The sequence below is a fragment of the Paenibacillus humicola genome (assembly GCF_028826105.1).
Lineage (GTDB): Bacteria > Bacillota > Bacilli > Paenibacillales > Paenibacillaceae > Paenibacillus_Z > Paenibacillus_Z humicola.
Window position 1 is genome coordinate 1,636,894 of record NZ_JAQGPL010000001.1, and the last position, 25,894, is coordinate 1,662,787.

The 25,894-nt window shown below is 57.2% G+C and carries 25 protein-coding genes; 19 read left to right on the plus strand and 6 right to left on the minus strand.

Translation table 11 applies throughout. The annotated features are described in order from the left end of the window. The first annotated feature begins 60 nt into the window (after positions 1 to 60). The 11 genes from PD282_RS07640 to PD282_RS07690 all read left to right on the plus strand — a co-directional run bounded on the left by PD282_RS07640 (position 61) and on the right by PD282_RS07690 (position 10,799). Positions 61 to 2,598, plus strand: a complete 2,538-nt coding sequence (locus PD282_RS07640) for a WG repeat-containing protein (RefSeq protein ID WP_274649776.1) — start codon at positions 61 to 63, stop codon at positions 2,596 to 2,598. A gap of 164 nt (positions 2,599 to 2,762) precedes the next feature. Then, positions 2,763 to 3,776, plus strand: a complete 1,014-nt coding sequence (locus PD282_RS07645; RefSeq protein ID WP_274649778.1) for an aldo/keto reductase — start codon at positions 2,763 to 2,765, stop codon at positions 3,774 to 3,776. 332 nt (positions 3,777 to 4,108) lie between these two features. Beyond that, positions 4,109 to 4,405 (plus strand): hypothetical protein, encoded by a 297-nt coding sequence (locus PD282_RS07650; RefSeq protein ID WP_274649780.1) that lies wholly within the window; start codon positions 4,109 to 4,111, stop codon positions 4,403 to 4,405. A gap of 111 nt (positions 4,406 to 4,516) precedes the next feature. Beyond that, positions 4,517 to 5,206: a metal-dependent hydrolase gene (locus tag PD282_RS07655; RefSeq protein WP_274649782.1), complete on the plus strand. Its 690-nt coding sequence runs from the start codon at positions 4,517 to 4,519 to the stop codon at positions 5,204 to 5,206. 118 nt (positions 5,207 to 5,324) lie between these two features. Beyond that, on the plus strand, positions 5,325 to 6,737 hold the full coding sequence (locus PD282_RS07660) for a HEAT repeat domain-containing protein (RefSeq protein WP_274649784.1): 1,413 nt from the start codon (positions 5,325 to 5,327) through the stop codon (positions 6,735 to 6,737). Positions 6,738 to 6,908: 171 nt separating this feature from the next. Then, complete coding sequence (locus PD282_RS07665) at positions 6,909 to 7,112, plus strand: hypothetical protein (protein ID WP_274649786.1); 204 nt, start codon at positions 6,909 to 6,911, stop codon at positions 7,110 to 7,112. Positions 7,113 to 7,155: 43 nt separating this feature from the next. Next, positions 7,156 to 7,611 carry a DUF2663 family protein gene (locus PD282_RS07670; RefSeq protein WP_274649788.1) on the plus strand — a complete coding sequence of 152 codons (456 nt, stop codon included), beginning with the start codon at positions 7,156 to 7,158 and terminating at the stop codon, positions 7,609 to 7,611. A 72-nt stretch (positions 7,612 to 7,683) separates the two neighbouring features. Further along, the gene (locus PD282_RS07675; protein ID WP_274649790.1) at positions 7,684 to 7,992 is read left to right on the plus strand and encodes a hypothetical protein; all 309 of its coding nucleotides are present in this window, start codon (positions 7,684 to 7,686) and stop codon (positions 7,990 to 7,992) included. A 367-nt stretch (positions 7,993 to 8,359) separates the two neighbouring features. Beyond that, positions 8,360 to 8,677 carry a hypothetical protein gene (locus PD282_RS07680; RefSeq protein WP_274649792.1) on the plus strand — a complete coding sequence of 106 codons (318 nt, stop codon included), beginning with the start codon at positions 8,360 to 8,362 and terminating at the stop codon, positions 8,675 to 8,677. Between the two features lie 196 nt (positions 8,678 to 8,873). Next, positions 8,874 to 9,323, plus strand: a complete 450-nt coding sequence (locus PD282_RS07685) for a MerR family transcriptional regulator (protein WP_274649794.1) — start codon at positions 8,874 to 8,876, stop codon at positions 9,321 to 9,323. 9 nt (positions 9,324 to 9,332) lie between these two features. Next, positions 9,333 to 10,799, plus strand: coding sequence for an MFS transporter (locus PD282_RS07690; RefSeq protein WP_274649796.1), 1,467 nt, complete (start codon positions 9,333 to 9,335; stop codon positions 10,797 to 10,799). 179 nt (positions 10,800 to 10,978) lie between these two features. Here PD282_RS07690 and PD282_RS07695 read toward each other — a convergent pair whose 3' ends face one another. Beyond that, positions 10,979 to 11,365: a hypothetical protein gene (locus tag PD282_RS07695; protein ID WP_274649798.1), complete on the minus strand. Its 387-nt coding sequence runs from the start codon at positions 11,363 to 11,365 to the stop codon at positions 10,979 to 10,981. 176 nt (positions 11,366 to 11,541) lie between these two features. Here PD282_RS07695 and PD282_RS07700 point away from each other — a divergent pair, with 176 nt between their 5' ends. Next, positions 11,542 to 12,561: an NADH:flavin oxidoreductase/NADH oxidase gene (locus tag PD282_RS07700; RefSeq protein WP_274649800.1), complete on the plus strand. Its 1,020-nt coding sequence runs from the start codon at positions 11,542 to 11,544 to the stop codon at positions 12,559 to 12,561. 89 nt (positions 12,562 to 12,650) lie between these two features. Beyond that, positions 12,651 to 13,214, plus strand: coding sequence for an FAD-dependent oxidoreductase (locus tag PD282_RS07705; protein WP_274649802.1), 564 nt, complete (start codon positions 12,651 to 12,653; stop codon positions 13,212 to 13,214). A gap of 231 nt (positions 13,215 to 13,445) precedes the next feature. Here the strand turns inward: PD282_RS07705 and PD282_RS07710 are convergent, their stop codons facing one another. Next, the gene (locus PD282_RS07710; RefSeq protein WP_274649804.1) at positions 13,446 to 14,477 is read right to left on the minus strand and encodes an aldo/keto reductase; all 1,032 of its coding nucleotides are present in this window, start codon (positions 14,475 to 14,477) and stop codon (positions 13,446 to 13,448) included. A 212-nt stretch (positions 14,478 to 14,689) separates the two neighbouring features. On the opposite strand from PD282_RS07710, the gene PD282_RS07715 reads away from it, so the two are divergent. Together PD282_RS07715 and PD282_RS07720 are read left to right on the plus strand one after the other, a co-directional pair. Continuing rightward, positions 14,690 to 15,121, plus strand: coding sequence for a MerR family transcriptional regulator (locus tag PD282_RS07715; protein WP_274649806.1), 432 nt, complete (start codon positions 14,690 to 14,692; stop codon positions 15,119 to 15,121). Positions 15,122 to 15,145: 24 nt separating this feature from the next. Beyond that, entirely contained in the window at positions 15,146 to 16,156 is a 1,011-nt protein-coding gene (locus PD282_RS07720; protein ID WP_338045166.1) for a LysR family transcriptional regulator, read from the plus strand. Between the two features lie 214 nt (positions 16,157 to 16,370). Here the strand turns inward: PD282_RS07720 and PD282_RS07725 are convergent, their stop codons facing one another. Further along, positions 16,371 to 17,285 carry a DMT family transporter gene (locus tag PD282_RS07725; RefSeq protein ID WP_274649808.1) on the minus strand — a complete coding sequence of 305 codons (915 nt, stop codon included), beginning with the start codon at positions 17,283 to 17,285 and terminating at the stop codon, positions 16,371 to 16,373. A 328-nt stretch (positions 17,286 to 17,613) separates the two neighbouring features. Here PD282_RS07725 and PD282_RS07730 point away from each other — a divergent pair, with 328 nt between their 5' ends. The 3 genes from PD282_RS07730 to PD282_RS07740 all read left to right on the plus strand — a co-directional run bounded on the left by PD282_RS07730 (position 17,614) and on the right by PD282_RS07740 (position 22,375). Beyond that, positions 17,614 to 18,333, plus strand: coding sequence for a DsbA family oxidoreductase (locus tag PD282_RS07730; RefSeq protein ID WP_274649810.1), 720 nt, complete (start codon positions 17,614 to 17,616; stop codon positions 18,331 to 18,333). A gap of 411 nt (positions 18,334 to 18,744) precedes the next feature. Beyond that, the gene (locus tag PD282_RS07735; RefSeq protein WP_274649812.1) at positions 18,745 to 19,914 is read left to right on the plus strand and encodes a metallophosphoesterase; all 1,170 of its coding nucleotides are present in this window, start codon (positions 18,745 to 18,747) and stop codon (positions 19,912 to 19,914) included. A gap of 181 nt (positions 19,915 to 20,095) precedes the next feature. After that, positions 20,096 to 22,375, plus strand: coding sequence for an alpha/beta hydrolase family protein (locus PD282_RS07740; protein ID WP_274649814.1), 2,280 nt, complete (start codon positions 20,096 to 20,098; stop codon positions 22,373 to 22,375). 38 nt (positions 22,376 to 22,413) lie between these two features. Here PD282_RS07740 and PD282_RS07745 read toward each other — a convergent pair whose 3' ends face one another. After that, positions 22,414 to 23,439 carry a LacI family DNA-binding transcriptional regulator gene (locus PD282_RS07745; RefSeq protein ID WP_274649816.1) on the minus strand — a complete coding sequence of 342 codons (1,026 nt, stop codon included), beginning with the start codon at positions 23,437 to 23,439 and terminating at the stop codon, positions 22,414 to 22,416. 239 nt (positions 23,440 to 23,678) lie between these two features. Here PD282_RS07745 and PD282_RS07750 point away from each other — a divergent pair, with 239 nt between their 5' ends. After that, the gene (locus PD282_RS07750) at positions 23,679 to 24,473 is read left to right on the plus strand and encodes an SDR family NAD(P)-dependent oxidoreductase (protein ID WP_274649818.1); all 795 of its coding nucleotides are present in this window, start codon (positions 23,679 to 23,681) and stop codon (positions 24,471 to 24,473) included. Positions 24,474 to 24,501: 28 nt separating this feature from the next. Here the strand turns inward: PD282_RS07750 and PD282_RS07755 are convergent, their stop codons facing one another. Further along, positions 24,502 to 25,641, minus strand: coding sequence for a GerAB/ArcD/ProY family transporter (locus PD282_RS07755; RefSeq protein WP_274649820.1), 1,140 nt, complete (start codon positions 25,639 to 25,641; stop codon positions 24,502 to 24,504). Then, complete coding sequence (locus PD282_RS07760; RefSeq protein WP_274649821.1) at positions 25,638 to 25,892, minus strand: hypothetical protein; 255 nt, start codon at positions 25,890 to 25,892, stop codon at positions 25,638 to 25,640. The genes PD282_RS07755 and PD282_RS07760 overlap by 4 nt, the downstream gene beginning before the upstream one ends. Positions 25,893 to 25,894: the final 2 nt, after the last annotated feature.

A 25,894-nucleotide genomic window follows, 5' to 3' on the forward strand; every position in this document is an offset into this window, starting at 1 on the left:
ATCTGCCGATTCCCGGCATACGATTAGGCGAAGAACGGGGGAACAAGGGGGAATGCAGGCATGAACGATGTTGAAACGAAGCTGAACCGGCTCGCCAAGGCGTTTTTGCCGGACGGGGCGGAGCTGATAACCGCTGACGAGCCCAATGCGCCGCGTACGGCCGTTTATTCGGCGGATTTTGACGGAGACCGGACGCCGGAGGTTGCGGCGGCTTACCGGCTGAACGGCGAGCCGCACATAGTTGTGCTGCGGTACCGGGGCGGCGCATGGGAACCCGCCGCTTGGGCGAAAGGGCCGGGCAGCGGGGTCACGCTGCTGGCGGCGGCGCCCGTTCTGGGAACCGGCCGGAACCAGCTGATCGTCGGCTGGCAAACCGGTTCGTTCCGGTCGAAGCTGTCGGTGTACGAATGGACGCGGGAAGGTCTTCGCGATGCGGCGCCGCGCGATCTGGTTTACAGCGATATCCATATTGCGGATATGCCGGGCCGGGCGGGCCGGGACGGCAGGGCGGAGCTAGCGCTTTGGATTCACGATACGGACGATGCGTTCCGCGTCGAAGTGCTTCGCTGGACGAACGGCGCTTTCGTTCCGGCGCCGGATGCGTACCCGCATTATTTTCCCGGCGTCGTGCGTCATTATGAACGACTGACACGGACTCATCCGGATGATTCGTTCTACTGGTATTACCTGGCCGATGCCCAGTACCGCGCGGGGATGGCGACCGCGGCGCGGGCTTCCGTCCGCCGCGCACTCGGCTTTTCGCAGCCGTATCCTTCACGCGGCGCGCTGCTTGAGCTGGAACGCAGCATCGGGGGCTGGATGCCGCAGCCGGGCGTCCTGACGCGGGCGGCGGTCCTGCTCCCCGCATCGGTGAAAACCGCAGGCGGCACGAAATGGGGCTACATCGACGAGAGCGGGCGGATGGCGATCCGCCCGCAATACGACGACGCCCGCGAATTTCAGCCGAACGGTCTTGCGGTTGTCGGGAAGAACGGGCGCTATGGTCTGATCGACCGTTCCGGGCGGTTCGTCGTGCAGCCGATTTACGGATCGATCAGCCCGTTCTCCGAAGGCCGGGCGGTCGTGATCGACGACGAGGGATTCAAGGTGATCGACGAGGCGGGCACGGTTATTACGAAGCGGGCCTATCCGTTTATTGCGGATATGAGCGGCGGAAGAGCGGTATTTTACGTTATGAACGGAGAAGGGAGCGGCGGCGGGGAAGGCGGAGCCGGCGCCGGAGAAATTCGGTACGGCTATTTGGACCTGCAGGGGAACGAGGTCATCCCGGCGCAGTACGAAAGCGCGGAGGACTTCAGCGGCGGGAAGGCGGTCGTCAAGGTGAAGGAGCGCGAGTACGCGCTTATCGACCCAAACGGGCGGAAATTGGCGTCGTATCCGTATGCTTTTGTCGGCTCGCCCGGCGACGGTTTGCTCCCGTTCCGGCAGGAGGAGGACGGCAAATACGGGTATATCGACGAGCGCGGGAACGTCGTCATCTCCCCGGTCTACACCGGGGCGTTCCCGTTCCGGGACGGCCGCGCCGTCGTCTATATGGGTGAGGATTTCAAGTGGAACTACGGCGTCATCGATAAGCGCGGCCGCTGCGTCGTCCGGCCGGAATACAACGATATCCGGCAGCTCGGCGAGCGGCGGCTCGCGCTCGGCCGGGCGATTGATTCCGAGCGGCCGTACATCGGTTCCCTGTACGCGATCGCGGATGACAGCGGCAAGCTGCTGAGCGGCTTCGACTATAAGGACGTTTCCGATTTCAAGGACGGGCTGGCGTCGGTATCGGATACGTCCGAGACGTATTTCATCGACCGCAGCGGGAAGCCGGCGCCGGGTTACCCGCGGGTGAACGGCAGCGGCACCCTTGCGCTTGCGGACGGCCTGATCCGGGCGGACGTCGACCGGCGGCTGTCCTATTTGACCCGCGCGGGCAACGTCGTATGGCGGCAAAACACGACGATTCCGCTCACGCCGCCTTATGCGGTGATCGAGGAGAAGTATAAGCCGAATCCGGATTACCTCGTCTATTATCCGCAGCTTGAAGGAATGCCGGATGCCGGCGCGCAGCGGACGGTGAACGCCAGGCTGAGGGAGCTGTCGCAGGTGAAGCCGGTCCCCGGCGGGCAGCTCGATTATAGCTACGACGGCGATTTCGAGGTCGCGTTTTACAAGGAACGGCTGCTGGAGCTTGAGCTGGAGGGCTATCATTTCCCTTTCGGAGCCGCCCACGGCATGCCGACGAGAACGTACGTCCCCATCGATCTGATATCCGGGACGATCTATGAGCTCCGCGACCTGTTCAAACCCGGCAGCAGCTACGTCGAAGTGCTGAGCGCCATCGTGGGCCGGCAAATTCGCGAGGATCCGCAATATTCGTATGTGTTCCCGGACAGCTACAAGGGAATCCGGGCGGACCAGCCGTTTTACGTGACCGAAGACGCCCTTCACTTGTATTTCGAGCCTTACGAAATCGCGCCGTATGCCGCAGGCTTTCCGACCTTTACGATCCCGTTCGCGGAAATCATGGACCTGATCGATACGGAAGGCGCGTTTTGGCGGTCGTTTCACGATGAATCCAACCGGTAACTCCGATTCAAAAAATACCTCCCAAAAAAACGCGGGCATCGTTTGACATGGAGTATACTCCATCGGATAAGATGCAGTTGATTGCAGATATCGCGCACGGCAAAATGGGAATCGATGCGGGCGGCCGCCCGCAGATTCCGCCGCGGAGAAACGGAGGAAGAAAAATGAAAAGAAGAATTCTCGGCGCGACCGGCATGTCGGTCAGTGAAATGACGCTTGGGGCGATGATGTTCGGCGCCATGGGCAACACCGACCGCGGCGATTCGGTGCGCATCATCCACCGGGCGCTGGACGCCGGCATTAATTTTATCGATACGGCCGACGTCTATTCAAACGGCGAGTCGGAAGAGATCGTCGGGCAAGCGGTTAAAGGACGCCGGCACGACGTGATCATTGCGACGAAGTTCGGCTTGCCCATGGGAGCGGACGCCAATCGGAGCGGCGGCTCGGCGCGCTGGATCAAGCACGAAGTCGAAGAAAGCCTGAAGCGGCTGGGCACGGATTATATCGATCTTTACCAGATGCACCGGCCGGATTACAATACCGATCTCGGCGAGACGCTGGCGGCGCTCTCGGACCTGATCCGGGCGGACAAAGTGCGGGCGATCGGCTCGTCGACGTTCCCCGCCGAACGGATCGTCGAAGCGCAGTGGGCGGCGGAGCGGGGCGGCCATCACCGCTTTCTTGCGGAGCAGCCGATGTATTCGATTTTCACGAGAAAGCTGGAGGCAGCCGTGCTGCCGGCAGCGCAGCGCTACAATATGGGCGTCATTACCTACAGCCCGCTGAACGGCGGGTGGCTCTCCGGGCGCGCTGACCAGATGGGAAGCCATCGCGCGGCGGGAAGACCGGAGCGGTACGATCCGACGATCCCGAGCAACCAGGCCAAAGCGGAAGCGCTGCGAAAACTGGACGCGCTTGCGAAAGAATCGGGGATTCCGCTGCCTCACCTCGCCCTGGCCTTTGTCCGGTCTCATCCGGCGGTCACTTCGGTCATTATCGGTCCCCGCACGATGGAACAGCTCGAAGGACTGCTGGGCGGAGCGGATGTTGAGTTAAGCGGCGATATTCTCGACCGGATAGACGAAATCGTGCCGCCGGGCACGGATCTCAATCCGGCGGACAATTATGCGGCCGATTCGCCGGCGATTGCGGACAAGCGTCTGCGCCGCCGATAATTCGTTCGATCCGAGAAACGCCTTCGCCGCCTGTATCGTGTCGTACAGGCTGTGTCCGTCCTTCGCATCGGGCTTGCATTTCCTGCCTTTCCTGCCGTCGTTTGCAGGGAAGGCTTTTTCTTTACCCGGTTATCGACTTGCTTCGCCGTAAGTATCCGGTTCTTCTTGCGGAGCGGCATACCACTTTCAACGTTCGAGGAAGCGATGCTGGCGCCCGCCCGGCGAACCCCATTTTGCTGCCGGCGGCGGATTGGTTATTATAGTAGTGGGGAAGTCGGGACAGGCCTTGCGATACGATCTGCGCCCTTGTGAGGGAGAAAGGAGGCTGCGGGATGGAACGTCGGGAGAAAGAAGCGGAAAGCACGCCCGGCTCGATGGAAGAGGCGCTGGCGGAGCGGCTGGAATCCGGTCCGATGGACAACGCGGACAAGGAACGGGAAACGCTGGCGAAGCTGAAGCCGAAATACGAAATTCGCATTCAAACCGTGCACGACCCGGTCGTCGCGGAGACAAAGCGGTACCGGCAGCTGGCCGGCGAGATCGACGACCGTTACGACAAGTACATGAAGCGCGCCGGAGACGGTTCCCTGACGGACGGAAAAGACGCCGGGCAAGGCAAGGGCGGCTAACCGGGCGGCAGCGGCGCTGAAGCTTCCCGAGGCGGCTTTCGAAGCGGGATTACCCGCAACGCAAGCGCCCGGGAAGTATCGATATCATACAATTTCAGGAGGTTACGGATAATGAACATTACTTACCACGGTCATTCCTGTATTCAAATCGAAACGAACGGCAAATCGCTTATCATCGATCCGTTTCTGAGCGGCAACGGGCTGGCAGTCGTGAAGCCGGAGGAGATCAAAACCGACGCCGTGCTGCTGACCCATGCGCATACGGACCATATTTTGGATGCCGAGCCGATCGCACGCGGCAACGATGCGCCGATCGTGGCGACGTTCGAGCTCGCGAACTATATGTCCTGGAAAGGGCTGAAAACGATCGATATCAACATCGGCGGCACCGTCGACCTCGGCTTCGCCCAGGTGACGATGATCCAGGCGTTTCACAGCTCGGGCATCATGCTTGAGGACCAGCGCATCGTTTACGGCGGCATGCCGGGCGGATTTATCGTGAAGACGGGCGGGCTCACGATCCTGCATGCGGGCGATACCGGCCTGTTCGGGGATATGAAGCTGATCGGGGAGCGCCACGCGATCGACGTCGCATTCCTCCCGATCGGCGACCGATATACGATGGGACCCGAGGACGCGCTGCAGGCGGCGGAATGGTTCGGCGCGAAGCTGACGGTGCCGGTGCATTACGACACGTTCCCGGTTATCCGCCAGGAAGCGGACGTTTTCGTGCGCAGACTTACGGAGAAAGGGTTGAAGGGGCAGGCGCTGAAGCCGGGCGAATCGGTCTCCGGTCTCTGATGGATCTGCCCGCGGGCTCTTAGTTTTGTATAAATGAGGGTGAATATCGTTCATTCTTATTTGGCGCGGCGCTTCTTACAATGAAGAGGAAAACGAATCCCGTGAGGAGGACGATTCCATGCCGAGCTTTGAACCATTGCTGCTGACGGACGACCAAATGCGTCAATTCATTACTGAAGGTTATCTGATACTGAAAACGGATTTTCCCGCCGCATTTCATCAAAATCTGCTGCAGCAGCTGACGGAAGTGTACGAAAAAGAAGGCAACCCCGGCAACAATCTGCTGCCGCGCATTCGCGAGCTGCAGAAGGTGTTCGACCATCCGGTCGTTCAGGGGGCGCTGACCAGCGTGCTCGGGCCGAATTATATGCTGCACGCCCACCGGCACGGTCACTATAACAACACGCCAAAGCCGGGCGGCTGGCATAAGGACAGCTACTGGGGCTACAGCCGGATGCGGAATCATCACCCCTGGTGGGCGATGGTCATGTATTTCCCGCAGGACACGCCCGTACAGCTCGGCCCTACCGGCGTCATGCCCGGAACGCAAAATTACGAAAGCCGCATTTTCGAATCGGACGAAGCGGAAGGCGAGGCGCTCGCCAGCGGCGAAGCCGGAACATTCGCGCTGATCCATTACGATATCTGGCATCGGGCGACGGGCAACATGCTCGGCCAGCACCGGTATATGCTGAAGTTCGAATTCATGCGGACGGAAGCGCCGAAAGCGGCGACCTGGGACAACAAGGCCGCGGAATGGCAGACGCCGCAGTCGTTCAGCGGGCCGGTCATTCCCCAGCCCGACATGTGGGAGGAGACGTGGCGATGGCTGCGGGGCGAAATCGGCGGCATTGCGAGTACGGTGGCGCCTGACGACGAAACGCTGGCCGGGCTTGCGGAGCGGCTGGCGGATCCGTTCGAGCCCGAACGGATCGCTGCGGCGTACAGGCTGGCCCGGATGGGCCGCGAAGGCACCCGCGAACTGCTGAATGCGCTGCAAAGCGGGGAGACGCCTGTATCCCGCGCGGCGGCCTACGGACTGTCCGCGGCAGGCGGTGAAGCGGCGGCCGGGCTGACCGAAGCGCTCGGCAGCAGCCGCGAGGAAGTTGATCTGCACGCGATTTTTGCGCTTGGCGAGCTGCGGGAGCTGGCGTCCTCCGCCGTGCCGGCGCTGAACCGCTTGCTGGAGACCGGCTCCGTGAACATTCGCCGCGCCGTTGTTGAAGCGCTCGGCACGATCGGCGAGCCGGCCGCCGACGCGGTGTCCGGACTGATCCGGTGCCTGCAGGACGAGGACGTCCAGGTCCGTTTCATGGCCGGCCTGTCGCTCTCGCGACTGGGCCCGAAAGCGGCCGCGGCCGTCCCGCAGTTGGAGCTGGCGCTGGAAGACGAGAACCGTTACGTCCGCGCCCATGCTGCGGAGGCGCTGCGATACATCAATACGGAAGCGGCGAAAGACACACTGATCCGTTTCCTGCTCGGCTCTCGGTGGTGTCCGACGACAACGCCGGCAAGTACGTTCTACCCCTGATCCGACCGTTTTTGCGCGGAGATCGGCTTTTCGAAGCCGGTCTCTTTTTTTTGCAGGGCGACTCGGATGCAGCTATATTTTTTTAGAAATAAAAGGAAGGATTTACCGCTTCGCGCGGCGAATATATGTTCGATGCCTGGACTCATCATCCGGCGCTAAAGGAGGGGTCTCATGACCAAGCAATATGCAATCGACAAGGCTAAAATTTTTTTCCGCGAAACGAACGAATCGTATTTCGTCATTGAACTCGACCATCATCAGTACGACGTCATGAACGCAGCCGCGCTCGAGCGGGCGATCGCCGACGGGAAGGCGAGCCGGACCTCGATCATTTTCAGCATCGAAGCGGACCGCACGGGCGAAACCCTCTTCTAAGCCGGATGGGGGACGGCATACACTTCTACTGGAGGTGTTGTCCATGCCGGCGATTCACGATCAGATCGATAATCTCCCCATCGCGGAAGATACGAAAAAGGTGCTCTACGAGCTGATCAAACGAAAAATCAAAGTGGACCGGCTGTACATGCTGCGCATCGTATTGGCCGTTCTGAACGGCGTCATCGCGCTCCTCATCCTCGCCTGGCTGAACCGGCTGAGCGCGATTTCCAGCCGGGTGACGCTGGATACGATCGGCTATCTCGGGGAAAGCCCGGCCGCCGTCTTTTTCATCGTGACTGCCATCACGGCCTTTTTCATTTCCGGCGCCGTCGCCCGCGAATATAAGAAGCAGAAGCAGAAATACGACGACCTGCGCGAGGAAACAATCGTGCGGATGGATACGAAATGGGACATTTCGGAGGAATCCAGGCTGAAGGACAAAATATCCCGGATGCTCGACGAATACCGGAAAATCAATATCCGCCACAGCAAATAGAAACGGGCTCGGATCGTGTGCTATAATTTTGGTATAGGGGGGGCGATTTCCAGATGAAGGAGCGAAAAGCAGATGAAATCCGCATTCCGACAACGCGTGGAGGATTTGAAAAGTCGCCTGCCCAAAGAACACCAGGAGATCGGCCATTATCTCGAGCACGTGCTCGACTCGCTGGACAGCCTGGAGGAGGAGCACCTGAGGCTGGTCGCGGCTTACGCCTATCAGGGCTACAAAGTGAGCGGCGACAACGAGCAGGTGTTTAACGAAACGATCCTGACCGTAAAGCAGCAGCTGTTCGCAACGTTCGAGAAGACGGTTGACGATATTTTGCACAAGGGCGACAAGCGTTGGGACCGAAATTTTAAGGACGGCACCGATTGAAACGGCCGCTCCGGAACGATACGATCGGACAAAGGCAGTTCGGACCGCATGCGCGTTCCGGACTGTTTTTTTTGAACATCGAATTATTCGTTCATCACTGTGCATGAACCGGTGAACCGGATTACCTGTCATTACAGCCGGCGATCGGACGCCAAAGGAGAGATATTGTGACAGTTTGTAAAACATCGATTGGAATGGGGACCATTATCATGTTATCCGTTATATTGATATCCTGTGGAAAAGCTCTCATTCGGATGAGGGTTCAAACCCTTCATCGAAAATTGAAAATCTTCAAACGTCAAGTGAGGGTTCAAACCCTTCATCCAAGGTTGAAAATTTTCAAATGTCGAGTGAGGATATTTCAAAAGTGACGATTTCCATGGGTCCATTTTCGCAAGGTCCAGGTGAAGAAATTACCGGCGTTATTGATACCGCTGAGGATATAAAGGAACTGACTGGAATCTTGAACAATGCACCTCATCTTACAGGAAATGAAACGGCAGATTATTACCGACTGGTGACAGTTACAAAAATGAATGGAACCGAAATGTCTCTGGAATTCGGAGGGCACGGCAGATTTTTTAAAAACGTCAGCTCTGGAATCTTCTTTAAACTTGATCCAGAGAACAAATATAAAGCATTGAATAGACTTATTGATCGCATTGAGAAAATGGATACGAAATAAAAGAAACCTCTCTGGGAGGAGCATTCCCAGAGCGGTTCCATTTAACTCGATGGATGAACCATTGTAAGCGATTTGGTACCCGCTTCGTGCCAAAAAGGGCACAAGCGGGTTCATTTTTCAAAAATATATCATATCCTTACGTTAACGTTAGGTGTATAATAAGGTCTGCGAAATCCGAGCGAAAGGGGGCAAACGGTTGGAAAGCAAACGGTTTGCCATGGAAGAAGTGACGGAACGGCTCGGCGTTACCGCGCGCACGCTTCATTACTACGAGGAGATCGGGCTGCTGGCGGGCGTGGAGAGGACGGCCGGCGGCCACCGGCTTTACTCCGAGGAAATCGTACTCGAGCTGGAACATATTTTGCGCTTGAAAAATGTGCTCGGCTGCTCGCTTCAGGAGATCCGTTCGATATTGGAAGCGGAGCGGCAGCTGACCGAAATCCGCCATTTTTACCAGCTCGCGGAGACGTCGGAGGAGGGGCGGGGCGAGCTGCTGAGCCGGGCGTCCGAGCTGCTCGGCCAGCAGATCCGCCTGATCGACGATAAAGTGCGGGGCATGCTGGAGATGAAAGAGAGGTTCGAGAGGCGGCTCAGCCGCGTCAACGAGATCCGCGGCGGCGGGTCAAGCAAGTCAAACGGGGAGTGAAGAGAAACGATGCACGATCGAAAATGGTGGATTTTATCGGTAACCAGCCTGGGAGCGCTGCTGTCGGCGCTGAATTTCAGCACGCTCATTATCGCGCTGCCGGACCTGATCAAAGGGCTGCACGCGTCGCTGCTTCAGGCGATGTGGGTTATGCTGGCTTATATGGTTTCCCAGACGGTGGCAGTGCTCATGGCGGGCAGCCTGGCCGACCGTTTCGGCCGCAAGCGGCTGTATATGTGGGGCATGATTCTGTTTACGGCCGTGTCGCTGCTGTCCGGTTTTTCCGGCAATGCGGTGCTGCTCATTATATGCCGGATTTTACAGGGGATCGGCGGCGCCATGGTCATGGCCAACAGCACGGCGATTGTCGCCGACGCGTTTCCGCGGCAGGAGCTCGGGCGGGCGCTCGGCATTAATATCATGGTCGTGGCCGTCGGCCAAATTATCGGGCCGGTGCTCGGCGGATGGCTGACGACCGCTTACGGCTGGGAATGGACCTTCTGGTTTAACGTGCCTTTCGGCGTGATCGCCATCGTGTGGGGCATGTGGGCGATGGGTATGAAGGATGCGAAGCCGACGGGAGCGGCGAAAAAGTTCGATTTGGGCGGAACGATTTATTACGTGCTGTTCATGACGGGGCTGCTGCTCGGCTTGACGTGGGGACCGATCCAGACCTGGAACTCGCCGGTTGTTTACGTGTCGTTCCTCGTCTTCGTCATCTGCTTCCCGCTGTTCATCCGCGCGGAGAAACGCCATCCCGCGGCGCTGCTTCATCTGCCGCTGTTCAAAAACGTCGTGTTCACGCTCGGCATCGTGACCGCGACGCTTAACGGGCTTGCCCGGATGGCGGTGATGTTCATGCTGATCTTTTATTTCCAGGGCGCGCTGTCGTACGACGCCCTTGAAGCCGGCATTTTGACCATTCCGCTCGCGGCAGGCATGCTGATCGTATCGCCGATTGCGGGCTGGCTCGGCGATAAATTCGGCGAAACGATGCCGGCCACGGTCGGCATCTTATTCGGCCTCGCCGGGCTGGTCGGACTCGCGCTCGACACGGGGCTGCACACGCCGTACTGGCAGCTGGCGTTTTGGATGACGCTCATGAGCATCGGCGGCGGGTTGTTCAACTCGCCGAACTCCTCGAGCATCATGAACGCCGCCGGGCCGCGGTTCCGCGGCGAGGCGTCCGGCATCCGATCGCTGACCGCCAATCTCGGCATGATGCTGAGCGTGGCGTTTACGATTCCGCTCGTCACCCGCAGCATTCCGAAGGATGCAATGCTGGCGATTTTCTCAGGCACGCAGGTCGGCTTGGCCAATCCGGAGAAGTCGCTGGCCGGCTTTATCCAAGGGCTGCACACCGTCTTCTGGGTGATGGCGGGACTGATGGTCGTCGCTTGTCTGCTTTCCGTCATGCGCGCAGGACGAACAAGCGTACAGGGAACGCATCCGGATCGGCGGCAAGTTAACCTGTAAAGAAGCCGGCCTTCTCCCCGGGCGGAGAAGGCCGGTTTTTGGCATATGCCCTCGAGAGGCCGCCCGCGCCAATGCGGGTATTTTGGAGATCGAACAATGGTCAAAGTCCAAATCTGCTTTGGGCATCGATATCGGAGAGAAACAGCCGGCTTCGCCGCCACAAGGGCGGCGGAAGCCGTTTATTTTTGACGAAACGGAAAACAGCTGATCATCGTCGCGATTCCGAGCCCGATCGAGAGCAGCTCCAGGTTCATCGGATGCGGAGTAAGCCATGAAAATAACCAAGGGTCCTTCTCGGAGACAACGGTCAGAATCAGGATCGGAACGAATGTGCTGAGCAAATAGACGGTATGAAAGCGGAATTTTGTTATGTTGACGACGATGAGGGAAACATAAACGCCGATCAGCCAAAACAGAATCGGCAGGAGAAACGTGTAAGTCGTTTGATACGTCGCGGAAGTGTAACGGTTAATGTCGTCGATCCAGATGTCTGCGTATCGGATGAGAACGAGCAATCCGGCCAGCCAGCCCACATTGTAAAGTGCTTGAGCTGTTTTTTTGTTCATCTTTCACCCTCTTTCGTTCCGCTGGCGGCTTTCAAAGCTGCCGGCTTGGAATTATGGTACATTTTACCTGAACCGGGATTGAGTTTCAATGGCGCGGAAACCACATTCTGTACTTCCCAAAAGATATTAACCAACGATACAATAGAAACGAAAAACGAACGAAAGCGAGTGATTGTATGCCTCATTTGCACTCTCCGTTCCAGCTGAAGCGGCTGGAGCTAAAAAACCGAATCGTGATGGCGCCGATGTGCCAATATTCCGTCGAAGCCAAGGACGGAAAACCGAACGATTGGCATTTCGTACATTATGTATCCCGCGCGGTCGGCGGCACCGGGCTCATTCTGATGGAGATGACCGACGTCGAGCCGGACGGGCGCATCACCGACTACGATTTGGGCTTATGGTCGGACGAGCATATTCCGGCTTTCCGCCGCATCATCGACGAGGTACATACCTACGGAGCGAAAATCGGCATCCAGATCGCCCACGCCGGTCGCAAAGCGGAGGATGCGGCTGTGCCGGTCGGCCCGTCCGACATTCCGTTCCAGCCTGGCGCCAAGCGTCCCCGGCCGCTCACCGTGCCGGAAATCGAAGCGCTTGTCGGCAGGTTCCGAGACGCGGCGCGCAGAGCCGTTGAGGCCGGTGTCGATACGCTTGAAATACACGGTGCGCACGGCTATCTTGTCCACCAGTTCCACTCGCCGGGCATCAACAACCGCAGCGACGAATACGGGCGCGACTTGGCGAAATTCGGCTCGGAGGTCGTGCGTGCGGTGAAAAGCGTCATGCCGGACGGCATGCCCCTGATCATGCGCGTATCGGCGGTCGAATATATGGACGGCGGCTACGATCTCGAGCACAGCATCGGCATCTGCCGCCGTTACCTTGAAGCTGGCGTCGATCTGTTCCATATCTCCAGCGGCGGGGAAGGGCCGGCCGGGCAGCGGAAGCCGGGCAATTATCCCGGTTATCAGGTCCCGTTCGCCCGCGCGGTGAAGCAGGCGCTCGGCGTCCCGGTCATCGCCGTCGGCATGCTGGACGATGCGAAGCTGGCGGATGCGACGATCGCGAACGGCGACGCCGATTTGGTTGCGGTGGCGCGCGGGATGCTGCGGGATCCGTACTGGGCGATCCATGCGGTTCGCGAGACCGGCGGCGAGAACCGGCCCCCGCGGCAGTACGAGCGGGCGTATTAATTCGTCCGGGCAATTGTGTTTGCCTGTCCGACCTTGTATGATGAGGGTAGGAGAAATTTGGAATCCATTTCCGGAGGAGGAAAAAGGCGATGTACGAAATTGCGATCATTGGAGCAGGACCGGCAGGCGGCAGCGCGGCGCTGTTCGCGGCGAAGGCCGGCAAGAAAACGGTCTTTTTCGACAGCGACCAGAGCGTAACGAAGCGGGCATGGCTGGAGAACCATTACGGCGTGGCGGAAATTTCCGGCCCCGACATGGTGGAAATCGGCAAGAAGCAGGCGCAGAAATTCGGCGCCGAGCTCGTCTCCTCGAAGGTGACGGGTCTTCAGCGCACGGACGGCGGCATCCGCATCGAGGCGGAAAGCGGCACGTACGAAGCGAAGCATGTCATCCTGGCGACGGGCTTTTTCACCGATCTGGCGGAAGGCGCCGGGCTGAAGACGAAGCCGGGTACCGAGCCGAGAGTAAAGACGATTCTGGATGTCGACGCCGCCGGCAAAACGAACGTTGAAGGCGTCTGGGCCGCCGGCACCTGCGCGGGCGTCAGCGTGCATACGATCATCACCGCGGGCGACGGAGCCAAAGTGGCGATCAACGTAATCAGCGAGCTGAATGGCGAGCGCTACGTCGATCACGACGTGCTGAAGTCCTGAGGGTTTAAAGCGACCATTCGCGGATACGGAAGACAGGCGGAAGAAGCCCGACCGGCTTAAGCCTTGTTTCAGTGACCCCGAAATTAAATTATTCTAGGTTCTGATTTACAGTTAAATCAAAGCAATAACACTACCCGCTGAATGAGGTCATTCAGCGGGTAGTGTTACAGGTTAAACGGATTCGGACTTGTCTGGTATAATTTCTGATTCTTATCCGGATATACTCACTCGTTAATGGTTGCGAGCTGCGATTTTGCCGGCGAATTGACCATGAAGAGCTTGCTGTAACGGTTCCGCTCCCAGAAAATCATGAGGGAACCCCAGAGGGATGTCGCTGGCTTTGGTCAACAAATCCATTTGTTCAGGTGTCAGCTCGAAGGTCAGGCAGTTTAAATTATCTTTGATCTGCTTTTCCGTTCTTGCTCCGATAAGCGGGATCGTTGTCCCTTCCTGCTGCCGGATCCAGTTGAGGGCTACTTGTCCAGGCGTTTTGCCGATGTCTTGCGCAATGCCTTCAACCGTTTCTAGGATGGCACGATTCCTCTCGGATATGCCTTCCCCGACAAAATCAGCCCGTTTCGAGTCCTCCGGCCGGCCTCCTTTGTATTTGCCGGTCAACACGCCGCCGCCCAACGGAGCCCATGCGGTTACCCCGATGTCCAACGCTTTTGCCATTGGGATTAAGTCGCGTTCCGCCTCCCTTTGGACCAAGCTGTATGACACCTGCAAGCCGGTAAAAGGAGTCCATCCCCGCAGCTCCGCCATTGTATTGGCTTTTGCGACAATCCACGCCGGCGTGTCGGAAATGCCGATGTACAAAATTTTTCCGGCTCGAACCTGGTCGTCCAAAGCCCGCATAACCTCTTCGATCGGAGTCATAAAGTCCCATGCATGAAGCCAATACAGATCGGTATAATCGGTTTTTAATCTTTTCAAGCTTGCATCCAGGGACTGAACCAGGTTTTTGCGGTGATTCCCCCCGGCGTTCGGGTCATTCGGATTCATGGTCAGTGAATATTTCGTGGCGATGACGAATTTCTCTCGTTCCGATGCGATAAATTCCCCGATGAATGCTTCGCTTTCTCCACTCGTGTATTGGTTGGCGGTATCAATCAGGTTTCCGCCTGCCTCCACATAGGCGTCAAAAATTTTACGGCTTTCTGTTTTGTCCGCTCCCCATCCCCAGCGTTCCCCGAAGGTCATCGTCCCCAAAGCGACGTCCGATACTCTCAAACCACTTTTGCCAAGTAATTTGGTTTTCAATTGACTTCTCGCTCCTTTTTTAAAATTTGTTTCGTACAACGCAAATGCTACACCCTAGAGTTCACTTTAGATCAAGCGGTTAATTTTTGGTTTCCCGCTTCGATGTTTCCATGGAGGAATCTTGGTTTATCGTTTCCAATCGAGTATATTCTAAATCGTAATGATCAACAGGCTTGCTATTCAATCCTTAGCGAAGGTGGATCGTAATCGGAATGAACGAGGAATTTACAATCGGTCAGGTTGCAGAAAAGACGGGGTTGTCCATCCATACCATCCGATATTATGAAAAAGAAGGTATTCTGCCGATCATCAAAAGAAACGAAAGCGGAAGACGTATCTTTGAATACGAAGATATACAGTGGATCAATCTTATTAACTGTCTTCGCAGTACCGGTATGCCGATTACGCAGCTTAAAGACTACGCGAATCTCACTTTATATGGCGACCAAAGCGGTGAAAAACGTTTGGAAATTTTGAAGAAACAAAAAGAAAAGATCGAAGAACAAATGAATACATTAAAGTCTCACATCGACCTGCTCAATCTTCAAATGGAGTGGTATCCCCGGTTAAAGAAAAGAAATGTACAATTTGATCAAGCAATGAAAACGTGGTTGAAGGAGGGGAAATTACCTCCTGAACGATAATGTATTCCAGGCTGTACGATCGAAATGGCAATCATAAAGGCACAGCGAGAAACAATCGTACAATCTGCGCTTGAAAATGCTATACTAGGTGACAATCCAAATATAACAAAAATGATCGGATTCTTAATGGGGGATAACATAACCGTTATGAATAAGTCCATGCTGCAGCTTATCGTTAAAATTGCCGATCTGGGCAGTTTCACAAAAGCCGGTCAAGAGCTCAATATGACCCAGCCGGCTGTTAGCCGTGCGGTCAACACGCTGGAAACCGAGCTTGGCGTGACCATATTAATCCGCAATCGACGCCAGGGTGTGATGCTGACGGATATCGGGGAACGAATTGTTCGTATTTTCAGAGGGATTCTGGACGGATACGAAAAAGTGGACCAGGAAGTCGCTCGTGAAAAGGGGCTTGAGACAGGGATCGTCCGAATCGGGGTGTTCCCCGTCGCATCCACCTATTTTGTCCCTAAAATAATGAGCCGTATCATGCATAAATATCCCAATATCAGATTCGATATTCTTGAAGGAACGATTGCGGAAATTAAAGAATGGATCGAATTACGCCGAATCGACGTCGGATTTATTATTCCGCCGCTTGAGCCGTTTGAAACGTTCCATTTGAACCGTGAGGAACTCTATGCCGTGCTAAGAGACGATCATCCTTTGTCTGCCAAGCCCGTCATTCAGGCTGCCGACTTGTTAGATCAATCGCTAATTGTTTGTAAAGCCGGATATGAGTCGCCGGTTTTTGAATGGTTCGGCCAATCAGGAGAAATGCAGGACGCGAAATACAGTCTGTATAACAACATGACCGCGCTTCAATTCGTTAAAGAGGGAATGGGGATTTCTGTCATGGCCGAGCTGTCACTGCTGAGCTTGCCCGACAACGTCGTGACGCGTAAACTTAATCCTCCCGGATATCGGGATATATTTTTGGCTGTACCGTCTTTCGAAGATTGTTCGATCGCCGTCAAAATGTTTATCGAAACCGCGCTGCAGCTTTTCCGTCAATCCCCGGACACCGAGCCTTGAGTACTTTCTATGTCTTCTCAAGGCTGCCGTACATCTCCAATCCGGAAGCAGAGATTGAAGAAATCGGCGGTATCTTCAAGTAATTCAAAGGCTCCTTCTTCATTCTCTTGGCCATCGATACGTCCCGCTCCGGCGAAATCAAGTGAACTTTTTGGTTGAAAATCGAAACAAGAGAAGGAAAAGCAGGCGCTCGAGCGCCTGCTTTTGTTCAGAGTTATTGATCCAACCGGGGCGCAATATCGTTTTCCGGAGATCTTTGTCGGCGTCTTATTGAAGTTAACAACATCCCGGCTATCGTAAGGAGACCCCCGATGATCTGTGAAATTACCAAGCTTTGACCCAGGATGACCGAAATAATCGCGGTAAAGACGGGAACCAGATTCATGGTGATACCCGTTTTACTCGCGCCTAATACCTTAATGCCGTAATTCCAAAACATTTGCGATCCGACGGACGGGAATATCCCCAAATAGAGAATCCCTAAAATACCGAATGAAGTAACCTTGTCACCCGGAAAGGGCTGCATAAATAAAAATGGTATCATCACGACCGTACCAACCGACGCCATCATCGCCACGAACGTAAAAGCCGGAATGCTTTTCACTTTTTTTACAAGCAGTGAGTAAGCCGCGAAGCAGAACACGCCCAGAAACATCAGCAAATCGCCCTTGTTGTACGGGGTATGAATCAATTGCAGTAAGCTTCCTTTGGTCAATACAATGAGGACGCCTATGAATGAAGTGATCAATCCGATCACTTGAAAGATACTTCCTTTTTCCTTCAGAAGCACGAACGAGAACAGCATGATCAAAGCCGGCGTGAGCGTATTAATGAGCGCGCCGTTCGTTGCGGATGTGAGCTGTAAAGAAGCATACGAGAGATAACAATAGATGACGATATTTAAAACAGCCGACAGGGCGATAAACGCCCAATGTTTTTTCCATATTTGAAGCCATGAAGGTCTTTCCAGCAATTGGGCGATCGGGATAAGAAACAAAACGGCAACGGCCCATCTTAGAAAAGCGATCCATATTGCCGGGAATTCGGATGTGCTCAATTTTCCAAAAATCATATTCCCCGCCCAAAACAGATTCGCTAATAGTAGTAAAATCCAAGCTCTATATCTCAAGATTCATTCTCCTCCTCGTTTAAGCTGAATTGGCGTTGATTGTCTTCGCGAACCCCAAACCTATGATAGAACAATCTTTTTCATAAATAAAATGACTGTTTTTTATTATCTACATACCATATTTGTTATATATCGAGGAATGGAAGAAGGGGATTCGGACCTTAAAGAGAATCGGCGTTTTTCATATCCGTTTTGATATGATCATCATTAAAAATACTCATTTCACTTATGTTCATGGGTATTGTACTATTGAGACGTAACATACGACGTCAGACCCGGCAAATCCATTCGGCTTTGGGAGAAGAACACTCCGAGGAGGGATTTAAACATGAAGGTTGAAATTTGGTCGGATATTGCTTGTCCGTATTGCTATATCGGAAAACGCAAATTTGAGAATGCGCTTGAGCTGTTTGCCAGCAAAGACGAGGTAGAAGTCATTTACCACAGCTTTGAATTAGATCCTGATGCGAAACGCGATGTGGATTATGATGTTTATGATTATCGCGCAGCCAAATACGGATTGACGCGCGAGCAAGCCATCGCGAAGCAGGCCGGGTTGACAGAGCGAAGCCAATCTGTCGGGATTGAGTTAAATTATGATACGTTGATTTTGACCAATACTTTCGATGCGCTCCGGTTAACGCATTTTGCTGCCCGCTTTGGTAAAAAGAAGGAAATGATCGAGGTATTATTTAAAGCGTATTTTACGGATTCGAAGCATCTAGGGGATCACCAAACCTTAATTGACCTGGCAGCAACGATTGGTCTCGACAGGGATGAAACAGCTAAGGTTCTTGCGGGAGATGATTATGCGGATGAAGTTCGAGCCGATGAGCGTCAAGGGGAGCGGCTTGGTATACAGGGTGTTCCTTACTTTGTTATAAATGGAAAGTATGGAATTGCCGGTGCAGTACCTTCTGAAATGTTTCTTCGAGCGCTCCACAAAGTTTCGGAAGAAGAGAGAACGCTCACTGTTCTAAACGGCTCGACCGATCATTCAGAAGACAATGATTGTGCCGATGGGGCTTGTCAAGTGAGCAGGGATTAAGGGTTTGACATATAGACGTCTCGATTGCGAAGCAGATCGATGCAAAGAAGGGGCTGTCCAAAAAGTCCGTGAAAAAGACTGAATGCCGGGCACCCCGTTTTATTGAAAGCAACTGGCATCCGCCTCGCTGCATTCCTACAAAAAGCAGTCGCCGCAAAAAAGTTGGAGCGGAAACTTTACGTTTCCCCAACTTTTTTTATTTGAGTGGCTTATTGGGTCAGCTCCCTTGTGTATACCGGGTTAATGATTGGAGCAAATTGTGCTGCAGTAAACGAGAATAAATTTGCTGCTTGAACCATGGTAGCGGTGAAGCCGCCAACCCGGCAAAGATGCGGCCTTCGGGGCAAGCCGTTATAATAGAACCATAACCGGTTAACCGGCATCAACGTTAAAAGGAGAACGCGACTTTATATGCCCTCGGCGCTTCGACTAAGCTCCATGCTAGGAATCCTGCTTGCCGTACAATTTTATATCGGCTGGAATGTGTATGCCTGGCTGTCCGCCCTCACCGGCCGCGTCCCCGGAGCCGTTTATTGGACGTTGTTCGCTCTCGTTTCCATGTCTTATCTCATCGCCCGGCTAAGCGCCCGTTACGTCCCCGGATTCGTCTCGCGGCTGATGAAGCGGATCGGCTCCTACTGGTTTATCGTCCTGCAGTACGGGCTGCTTCTGCTGCCATTCTCGAATCTTGCCGTCTATGCGCTGTATACCGCCTCCGTGCCATACGACGCCTCCATCCGGTATGCGGGCTTCGGGACCGCGGCGGCAATCGCCGTCATTTTCGCGCGCGGCTCCTGGAACGCCTGGACGCCGGTCGTCAGAACCTACTGCGTAACGGTCGCGAAAAAAGCCGGCGGCCGGGAGCGGCTTCGCATCGCCGCTGCTTCCGATCTTCATCTGGGCGGCGTGGTCGGCCGGGGATACCTGCAGACGCTGGTGGACCGCGTGAACGAGCTGAAGCCGGATATCGTGCTGCTCCCCGGCGATGTGCTGGACGACGACATCGGGCCGTTCAAGCGCGCGCGGATGGATGACATCATCGGCGGTTTCCGCGCCGAGCTAGGCACGTATGCCGTACTCGGCAATCATGAATATTACGGCGGCTCGATCGAAGAATACACCGCCCTGATGGCGAAGGCCGGCATTCCCGTTCTGACAGACGAGACCCTGCTTGTTGCGGACAGCTTTTATTTGATCGGGCGGAAGGATAAAACCGCGGAAGGCAGAGGGGGCCGGAAAACGATCGAAGCGCTGCTGGACGGCGCCGACCGCTCGCTGCCGCTCTTTCTGCTCGACCATCAGCCGTCGGCGCTGAAGGAAGCGGCTGCAAGCGGCATCGATCTCTCGCTCTCCGGCCATACGCACCGCGGACAGATGGCGCCGAACCATCTGATCACCCGCCGGCTGTTCGAGCTGGACTGGGGCTACAAGCGGATCGGTCCGCTCCATGCGGTCGTTTCCTCCGGCTACGGCACCTGGGGGCCGCCGATCCGGCTCGGCAGCCGCTCGGAAATTGTGCTGATCGACGTGACGTTCGCCCCGGAGGACGGCTCCCCGGAGGCGCCGCATTCCGCGACTTGACGCCCGGACGCGTATTTCACGGACCGTTCGGATTCGTCTTGCGCTGCGGCTCCCGTCCTCCGCTCAGACGAGCGGCAGCCGCATGGATTGGCAGCCGTAACCGGCAGCTTTTGCCGCTCGTGCCGGCGGCGGCGGGGTTATAATGAAAAGATCAAGTGAACGTTTGGAGTGAATGCCGCACGTGGAAATTAACGGCTTACCTCTTCGCAGCCGGCCGTCTTTCCTGTCCTGGCTGCGGGAACGTTTGCGCGTCATGTTCGAGCGCGATACCCCGTTCTGGCGCGCGGCGGCGGCGGGCGATTGTATCGTTTGCGCCGCCATGCTGGCGGTCGACGGCTTCGGCGTCCCGACCGGCTTCGGCCCGATGTTCGACAGCCTGATGATGCTGCTGCTCGGCGCCGCCGCGCTGGCGGTGTCGGTTTATACGGCCGCGTTTCTGCTGGCGCTTATGTTTGCCCCGGTGTCCGGAACGTTTGCGGGCGCCGTTCTGTGCACCGGATTTGTCGTCTACACCAGCTTTTATTATTCGGATGCGGGAATGGCCGTCTCGGCGGCGATCGCCGCCGTTTTGGCGACCGGCGGCGCGCTTGCCGGGATGTTTGCCTTCCTGCTGGCAAGCCGGAGCGTGCATGCGGCGGTCAAGCTGGCTGCCGTGCTCCTGCTCGTCACCGGAGCGGCGGCGGTGCGGCAGAACCAGGTCCGGGACAGGGCGGCGGCTGTATCCGCATTCGCCGCCGGCGAGAAAGCGGCGGCCGCCGAAGCGGCGAAATCGGTGCGGCCGCTCACGGCGGCGGATCCGTCGCTGCCGGGCGCTTACCGGTATGATGTCTTTACGTACGGGAGCGGCGAAGACAAGCGCCGGAGCCAATTCGGCTCCGGCGCGGACGTGCGGACGGAAACGGTCGACGCCTCCGCCTATATCAAGCGCTGGCCCTGGCTGCGCACGCTGTATTGGGGCTTTGGGCCGAAGGCGCTGCCCCTGAACGGGCGTGTCTGGATGCCGCAGGGGGACGGCCCGTTTCCGCTCGTGCTGATTTTGCACGGGAACCATTTGATGGAGCAGCCGTCCGACGAAGGGTACGCTTATTTAGGCGAGCTGCTCGCCAGCCGGGGCTTCGCCGTCGTGTCCGTGGACGAAAATTTTTTGAATTATTCGGTTTGGACGGACATCCCGGATCACGATATGAGGGCGAGGGCGTGGCTGCTGCTGCAGCACCTGAAGCAAATCGCGGCGCTGGCGGCCAGGCCGGGCAATCCGTTTTACGGCCGCGTCGACATGCATAACGTCGCGCTTATCGGCCATTCCAGAGGCGGGCAGGCCGTGGCGATGGCCGCCGACAGCGGCAAATGGTTCGCCTCGGACAAGACGCTGGAAGGATTGGCGGACCGGGTCCGCATCCAAGCCGTTGCGGCGATTGCCCCGACGGACAACGTCGTCGAGGACGAGTCGGCCGAGCTGAAAGACACGTATTACCTTACCCTGCAGGGTGCAGGCGACGGCGACGTCGATACGTTTAACGGCGAACGGCAGTATATCCGGACGACATTCGATAGAGCCGCGGGGGACCGGTTCAAGGCGGCGGTTTATATCGGCGAGGCGAATCACAGCCGCTTCAATACCGGCTGGGGCGTGAAGGACGACAGCCTGCCGGGCGGACTGCTGCTGAACGGAGCGGGGCTGATGCCGGCCGGGGACCAGCGGCAGGTCGCGAAGGTGTATATTTCCGCTTTCCTGGAGACGGCACTGCACGGCTCGCCGCGTTATACCGGTTTGTTCCGGGATTACCGCTCCGGAGCGGCCTGGCTGCCCGATGCGAGCTACATCAGCCGGTACGAGGACGGCCGGTTTCGGCCGGTTGCGCGATTCGAGAACGGCTCCGGCGGGACCGTGCTCGGCCCCGGCGTCGAGGCGAGCGCATCGCCCGGCATCCGGTGGTCGGAGCAAAATGTGGTGGACCGCGACGGCAAAAGCAAAGGCTCGCGCGGCGCCGTGCTGCAGTGGAGCTACGCGGCGGGCGGCACGTGGTCGCTGGCCTTGACCCGCCCGCTGCCGGCTGCGCCTGCGGACCGGCGCGCCCCCAGCCTCGCCTTCTCGATGACGAATCTCGAGGGAGAGAAGATCGCCGGCGAGGACGGCGATTTCGAGCTGCCGCTGCCGGATGTCGAGATCGAGCTCGAAAGCGCGGGCGGCGCGTCGGCCAGCCTGCCGCTTGCCGAATTTATGCCGGTCGTCCGACCGCCGCAGACGACCTTTACGATATCGCCGTGGCTGGAAAAACGGATCAAGGACGGCAAATACAAGGAAGCTTCCGAGCCTGTGCTTCAGACGTATTTGCTGCCGCTCGAACGGTTCCGGGAGGCGAATCCGCGGTTCGATCCCGGGCGGATCACCCGCATTACGTTCCGCTTCTCGGGCGAACCGGGCAAGCTGATGTTCGACGATATCGGGTTCGAAACCTGAAGCGCGCCGGCAGCCGCCAGAGTCCCGGATTCCGGTCTTTACTCCGGCTGCCGGCTCTCCGGCGGCGGGGCGCTTGATTTTCGGACGCGAAGCACCGGCGGCAAAATCACGCGCCTGGGCTCTGCCGGGGCCTGGTTCCGGATCCGATCGACCAGCAGCTGTACGCCCATATAGCCGAAATCGTAGGCTGGCTGAGCGACCACCGTCATGAACGGATCGACGACGAAACCGGCCTCCAGCTCGTCGAAGCAGACGACCGAGACGTCCGCCGGCACCCGAAGGCCCCTTGCCTGCAGCGCCCGGATCGCGCCGAGCGCAAGGAAATTGTTCGCGGCGAATAGCGCCGTCGGCCGTCCGCCAGCCTGCATCAGCCGATCGGCCCATTCGTCGTGATCGGCATGCTTGTAATCGGCCTCGGCGACAAGCTCCGGATCAAGCGGAATCCCGGCCAGTGCCAGCGCCTCCTCGTAGCCGCTCTGCCGCAGCCGTGCGGTCGATACGGCGCGCGAGCCGTTCAGCAGCGCGATCCGGCGGTGGCCGAGCCCGATCAGGTGCCCGGTCAGCTGCCGGGCGCCCTCCTTGCTGTCCCCCAGCACGATGTCGCACGACATGCCGGGCACCTCCCGGTCCAGCAGAACGACCTTGATGTTCTGCCTCCGCAGCTTGTCCAGCCCGGCCAGGGAATCGTCGCCGGCCGGCGCGAACAGGACGCCGTCGACCCGGGCGGACAGAACGGCGTCGATATATTCCTTCTCCTTCTCCACGTTCTCGTCGCTGTTGGCGAGCAGCAGCCGGTAGCCGAGCCGGCGGGCGGCGTCCTCGGCGCCGCGGGCGAGCGACGTGTAGAACGGATTCGTAATGTCGGTGATCAGCAGCGACAGCAGCCGAGTTTCCTGCACGACAAGACTGCGGGCGATCGAATTGGGCACGTAATTCATTTCCTTCATGATGGCGAGCACCCGCTGCCTTGTCTTATCGCTGATCCGGCCGGTGTTATTGATCACCCTCGAAACGGTCATCGCGGAGCAGCCCGCTTTTTTGGCGATATCGTAAATGGTAACCATTCGTTCGTCCAAACCCCTGTAAAAGATAGTATTCGGTACGTACCACTATAGCGCATCTCGGCTATTGACAGCAATGCGTGTTGCTGTTAGCGTAGAGTTACCGGTAACTCCAACATGAGGTGATCGTAATGGCAGGACCTATCAGGAGTTCAGCATCAACCGGATCGGCCCGAGCCTCTGAGCAGGCGGGCGTCGCTTCGAGCCATCATATCAGGTGAAAAAAAGGAAGGATGCGGCAAATGGGAAGATTAGCGGGTAAAATCGCGCTTGTGACGGGCGGCAGCCGCGGCATCGGCGAAGCGATCGTCATTCGGCTTGCCGAGGAGGGCGCCGATGTGGCGGTCAATTACACGTCCGACTCCAGCCGGCCGAAGGCGGAGGCCGTCGCCGCCGAGGTGCGGCGCCTCGGCGGCCGTTCGATCGTCGTTCAAGCCGACGTCGGGAGCCGCGAGCAGGTCATGCGCATGTTCGAGACGGTCGAGAAAGAGCTCGGCCAGGTTGAAATTCTCGTCAACAATGCGGGGATCGCGCCGTTCGAGCCGTTCATGAAGGTGACGGACGAAACGTGGGACCGGACCTACAACACGAACGTCAAATCGATTTTCATGTGCTCGCAGCGCGCGGCGGCCTCGATGATCGAGAAGCGTTACGGCAAAATCGTCAACGTGCTTTCGACGGCCAGCCTCGTCGTCACGAGCCCGGTCATTCCGCATTACCAGTCGTCCAAGGCGGCGGCCAACATGCTGACGAAAGGCATGGCGATCGAGCTCGGCAAATTCAACATCAACGTCAACGCCGTCGGGCCGAGCACCGTCGATACCGACATGTGCACCGACTATTTGGCGGACGACGAAATCCGGCGCAAGGAAATCGAGGCCAACCCGATGAAACGGCTCGGCACGGCCAGACAAATCGGCGATGCGGTCGTTTTCCTCGCCTCCGACGAAGCGATGCAGGTGAACGGCCATCTGCTGATGGTCGACGGCGGTCTGACGGTGAAAGCCGCGCAGCCGGACGATCATATGGAACGGTAGACGTTCGCTTCCGAATCTCGGCAGCCGCTTATGGCAGCCGGCCTCCCGGGCCCGTCTTTTGAGCCGCCGCGGGGGCCGGCTTTTTGCCGCGCAGCAGCGCGGCGAAGAAGACGATCAGGACCGGCAGGATAAAGAACGCCGCGTTCCAAATCGGATGCACCTCGTTAACCTGGAAAATCCAGCTCGCATCGCCCATGTCGATTCCGGACATCGCGATGCAGCTCATGAGCAGCGCCATCGGCATCACGAGCATTTTGTCCTTCTTCAGCCCGATCATATGGATCAGCGTTTCATGCGCGGCGAATAAAACCAGCGTTGCTTTCATGAAGGACGCCACGATAAGCGAATAGCCGATCAGCGCCTCGATGCGCTGAAAGACATCGATAATGCTGACGGTTCTGGCCAGCTCGAACAGGGAATATTTGCGTTCGCCGGCGATCGGACCGAACACCATGATCGTGACGACAGTCGCCGCCGCCAGCGACAGCAGCGAGGCGGCCAGTCCCAGCGCCAGCTTCGGCCCGAGCTTTCCGCCTTTTTTCGCATGCTGGAGAATCATTGTGAAGATGACCGCCTCGCCGAACGGAAAGCCGAACGAAAAGTAGGTGCCGTGAAGCATCGGCCTCACTCCCTCCGGCATGATCGGGAGCAGCTGACGGGGATCGAAATTGTTGGCCGAAAGCGCCGCGATCAGAAACACGAAAAACATGACGTTGCCCATCAGGACGGGAAAAAGTCCCGCGAGCTTGTCGATGCCGGTCCGCACCGACAGCCCGACAACCAGGAAGGTCGGGAAAATAAACCAGTAAGCCGGCGTTTCCCGCAGCATGGAGCTTTTCAGAAACATCGCGATGTCAAGCACGATCGACGGTCCCATATCGAACAGAAAAGACAGAAACATGCAGCCGAGCAGCAGCGTGACCGGCGTTCCAATGACGGCCCGGCTGCATTCGATGAGGCTTTGGCCGGGATACGCGCGCGCCAGCCAGGCCACCGGAACGAGCAGCAGCAATCCGAGCGAGGCGGAGACCAGCAGGCTGATCCAGGCCGCATTTCCCGCAAGTCCGATGAGCGGGCTGGGAATATTCGTAATGGATGAGCAAGTGAGAAAAACAAACAGCAGGATCGCCGCCTGATTGGCCGAAATCAACGTTTTGTCGCGGTTCACGCTGCGCCGCCTCCCGATGTAAACCAGTTGTGCAGCCCGCTTGCCGCCGGTTTGAAAAGCGCCCTGAACAGCTCGTAATAGTCGGGCAGACGGATCCAATTCGTGAGAGCGGCGGTTTGATACACGACGAGGAGCAGCAGGCAGCCGTAGACGAGCTTCACTCTCGTCGGCCGCGGGCCTTCCTTTTTACCCGCCCTCCAATCGCTGAACATCATCGAGGCGATCGAGATTGCAATCAGAAACAGAACCATTT

Bases quoted from the DNA above. Each gene is read 5' to 3' on its own strand.
- PD282_RS07640 (WP_274649776.1), top strand. From the start codon at position 61: ATGAACGATGTTGAAACGAAGCTGAACCGGCTCGCCAAGGCGTTTTTG.
- PD282_RS07645 (WP_274649778.1), top strand. From the start codon at position 2,763: ATGAAAAGAAGAATTCTCGGCGCGACCGGCATGTCGGTCAGTGAAATG.
- PD282_RS07650 (WP_274649780.1), top strand. From the start codon at position 4,109: ATGGAACGTCGGGAGAAAGAAGCGGAAAGCACGCCCGGCTCGATGGAA.
- PD282_RS07655 (WP_274649782.1), top strand. From the start codon at position 4,517: ATGAACATTACTTACCACGGTCATTCCTGTATTCAAATCGAAACGAAC.
- PD282_RS07660 (WP_274649784.1), top strand. From the start codon at position 5,325: ATGCCGAGCTTTGAACCATTGCTGCTGACGGACGACCAAATGCGTCAA.
- PD282_RS07665 (WP_274649786.1), top strand. From the start codon at position 6,909: ATGACCAAGCAATATGCAATCGACAAGGCTAAAATTTTTTTCCGCGAA.
- PD282_RS07670 (WP_274649788.1), top strand. From the start codon at position 7,156: ATGCCGGCGATTCACGATCAGATCGATAATCTCCCCATCGCGGAAGAT.
- PD282_RS07675 (WP_274649790.1), top strand. From the start codon at position 7,684: ATGAAATCCGCATTCCGACAACGCGTGGAGGATTTGAAAAGTCGCCTG.
- PD282_RS07690 (WP_274649796.1), top strand. From the start codon at position 9,333: ATGCACGATCGAAAATGGTGGATTTTATCGGTAACCAGCCTGGGAGCG.
- PD282_RS07695 (WP_274649798.1), bottom strand. From the start codon at position 11,365: ATGAACAAAAAAACAGCTCAAGCACTTTACAATGTGGGCTGGCTGGCC.
- PD282_RS07700 (WP_274649800.1), top strand. From the start codon at position 11,542: ATGCCTCATTTGCACTCTCCGTTCCAGCTGAAGCGGCTGGAGCTAAAA.
- PD282_RS07705 (WP_274649802.1), top strand. From the start codon at position 12,651: ATGTACGAAATTGCGATCATTGGAGCAGGACCGGCAGGCGGCAGCGCG.
- PD282_RS07715 (WP_274649806.1), top strand. From the start codon at position 14,690: ATGAACGAGGAATTTACAATCGGTCAGGTTGCAGAAAAGACGGGGTTG.
- PD282_RS07720 (WP_338045166.1), top strand. From the start codon at position 15,146: ATGGCAATCATAAAGGCACAGCGAGAAACAATCGTACAATCTGCGCTT.
- PD282_RS07730 (WP_274649810.1), top strand. From the start codon at position 17,614: ATGAAGGTTGAAATTTGGTCGGATATTGCTTGTCCGTATTGCTATATC.
- PD282_RS07735 (WP_274649812.1), top strand. From the start codon at position 18,745: ATGCCCTCGGCGCTTCGACTAAGCTCCATGCTAGGAATCCTGCTTGCC.
- PD282_RS07745 (WP_274649816.1), bottom strand. From the start codon at position 23,439: ATGGTTACCATTTACGATATCGCCAAAAAAGCGGGCTGCTCCGCGATG.
- PD282_RS07750 (WP_274649818.1), top strand. From the start codon at position 23,679: ATGGGAAGATTAGCGGGTAAAATCGCGCTTGTGACGGGCGGCAGCCGC.
- PD282_RS07760 (WP_274649821.1), bottom strand. From the start codon at position 25,892: ATGGTTCTGTTTCTGATTGCAATCTCGATCGCCTCGATGATGTTCAGC.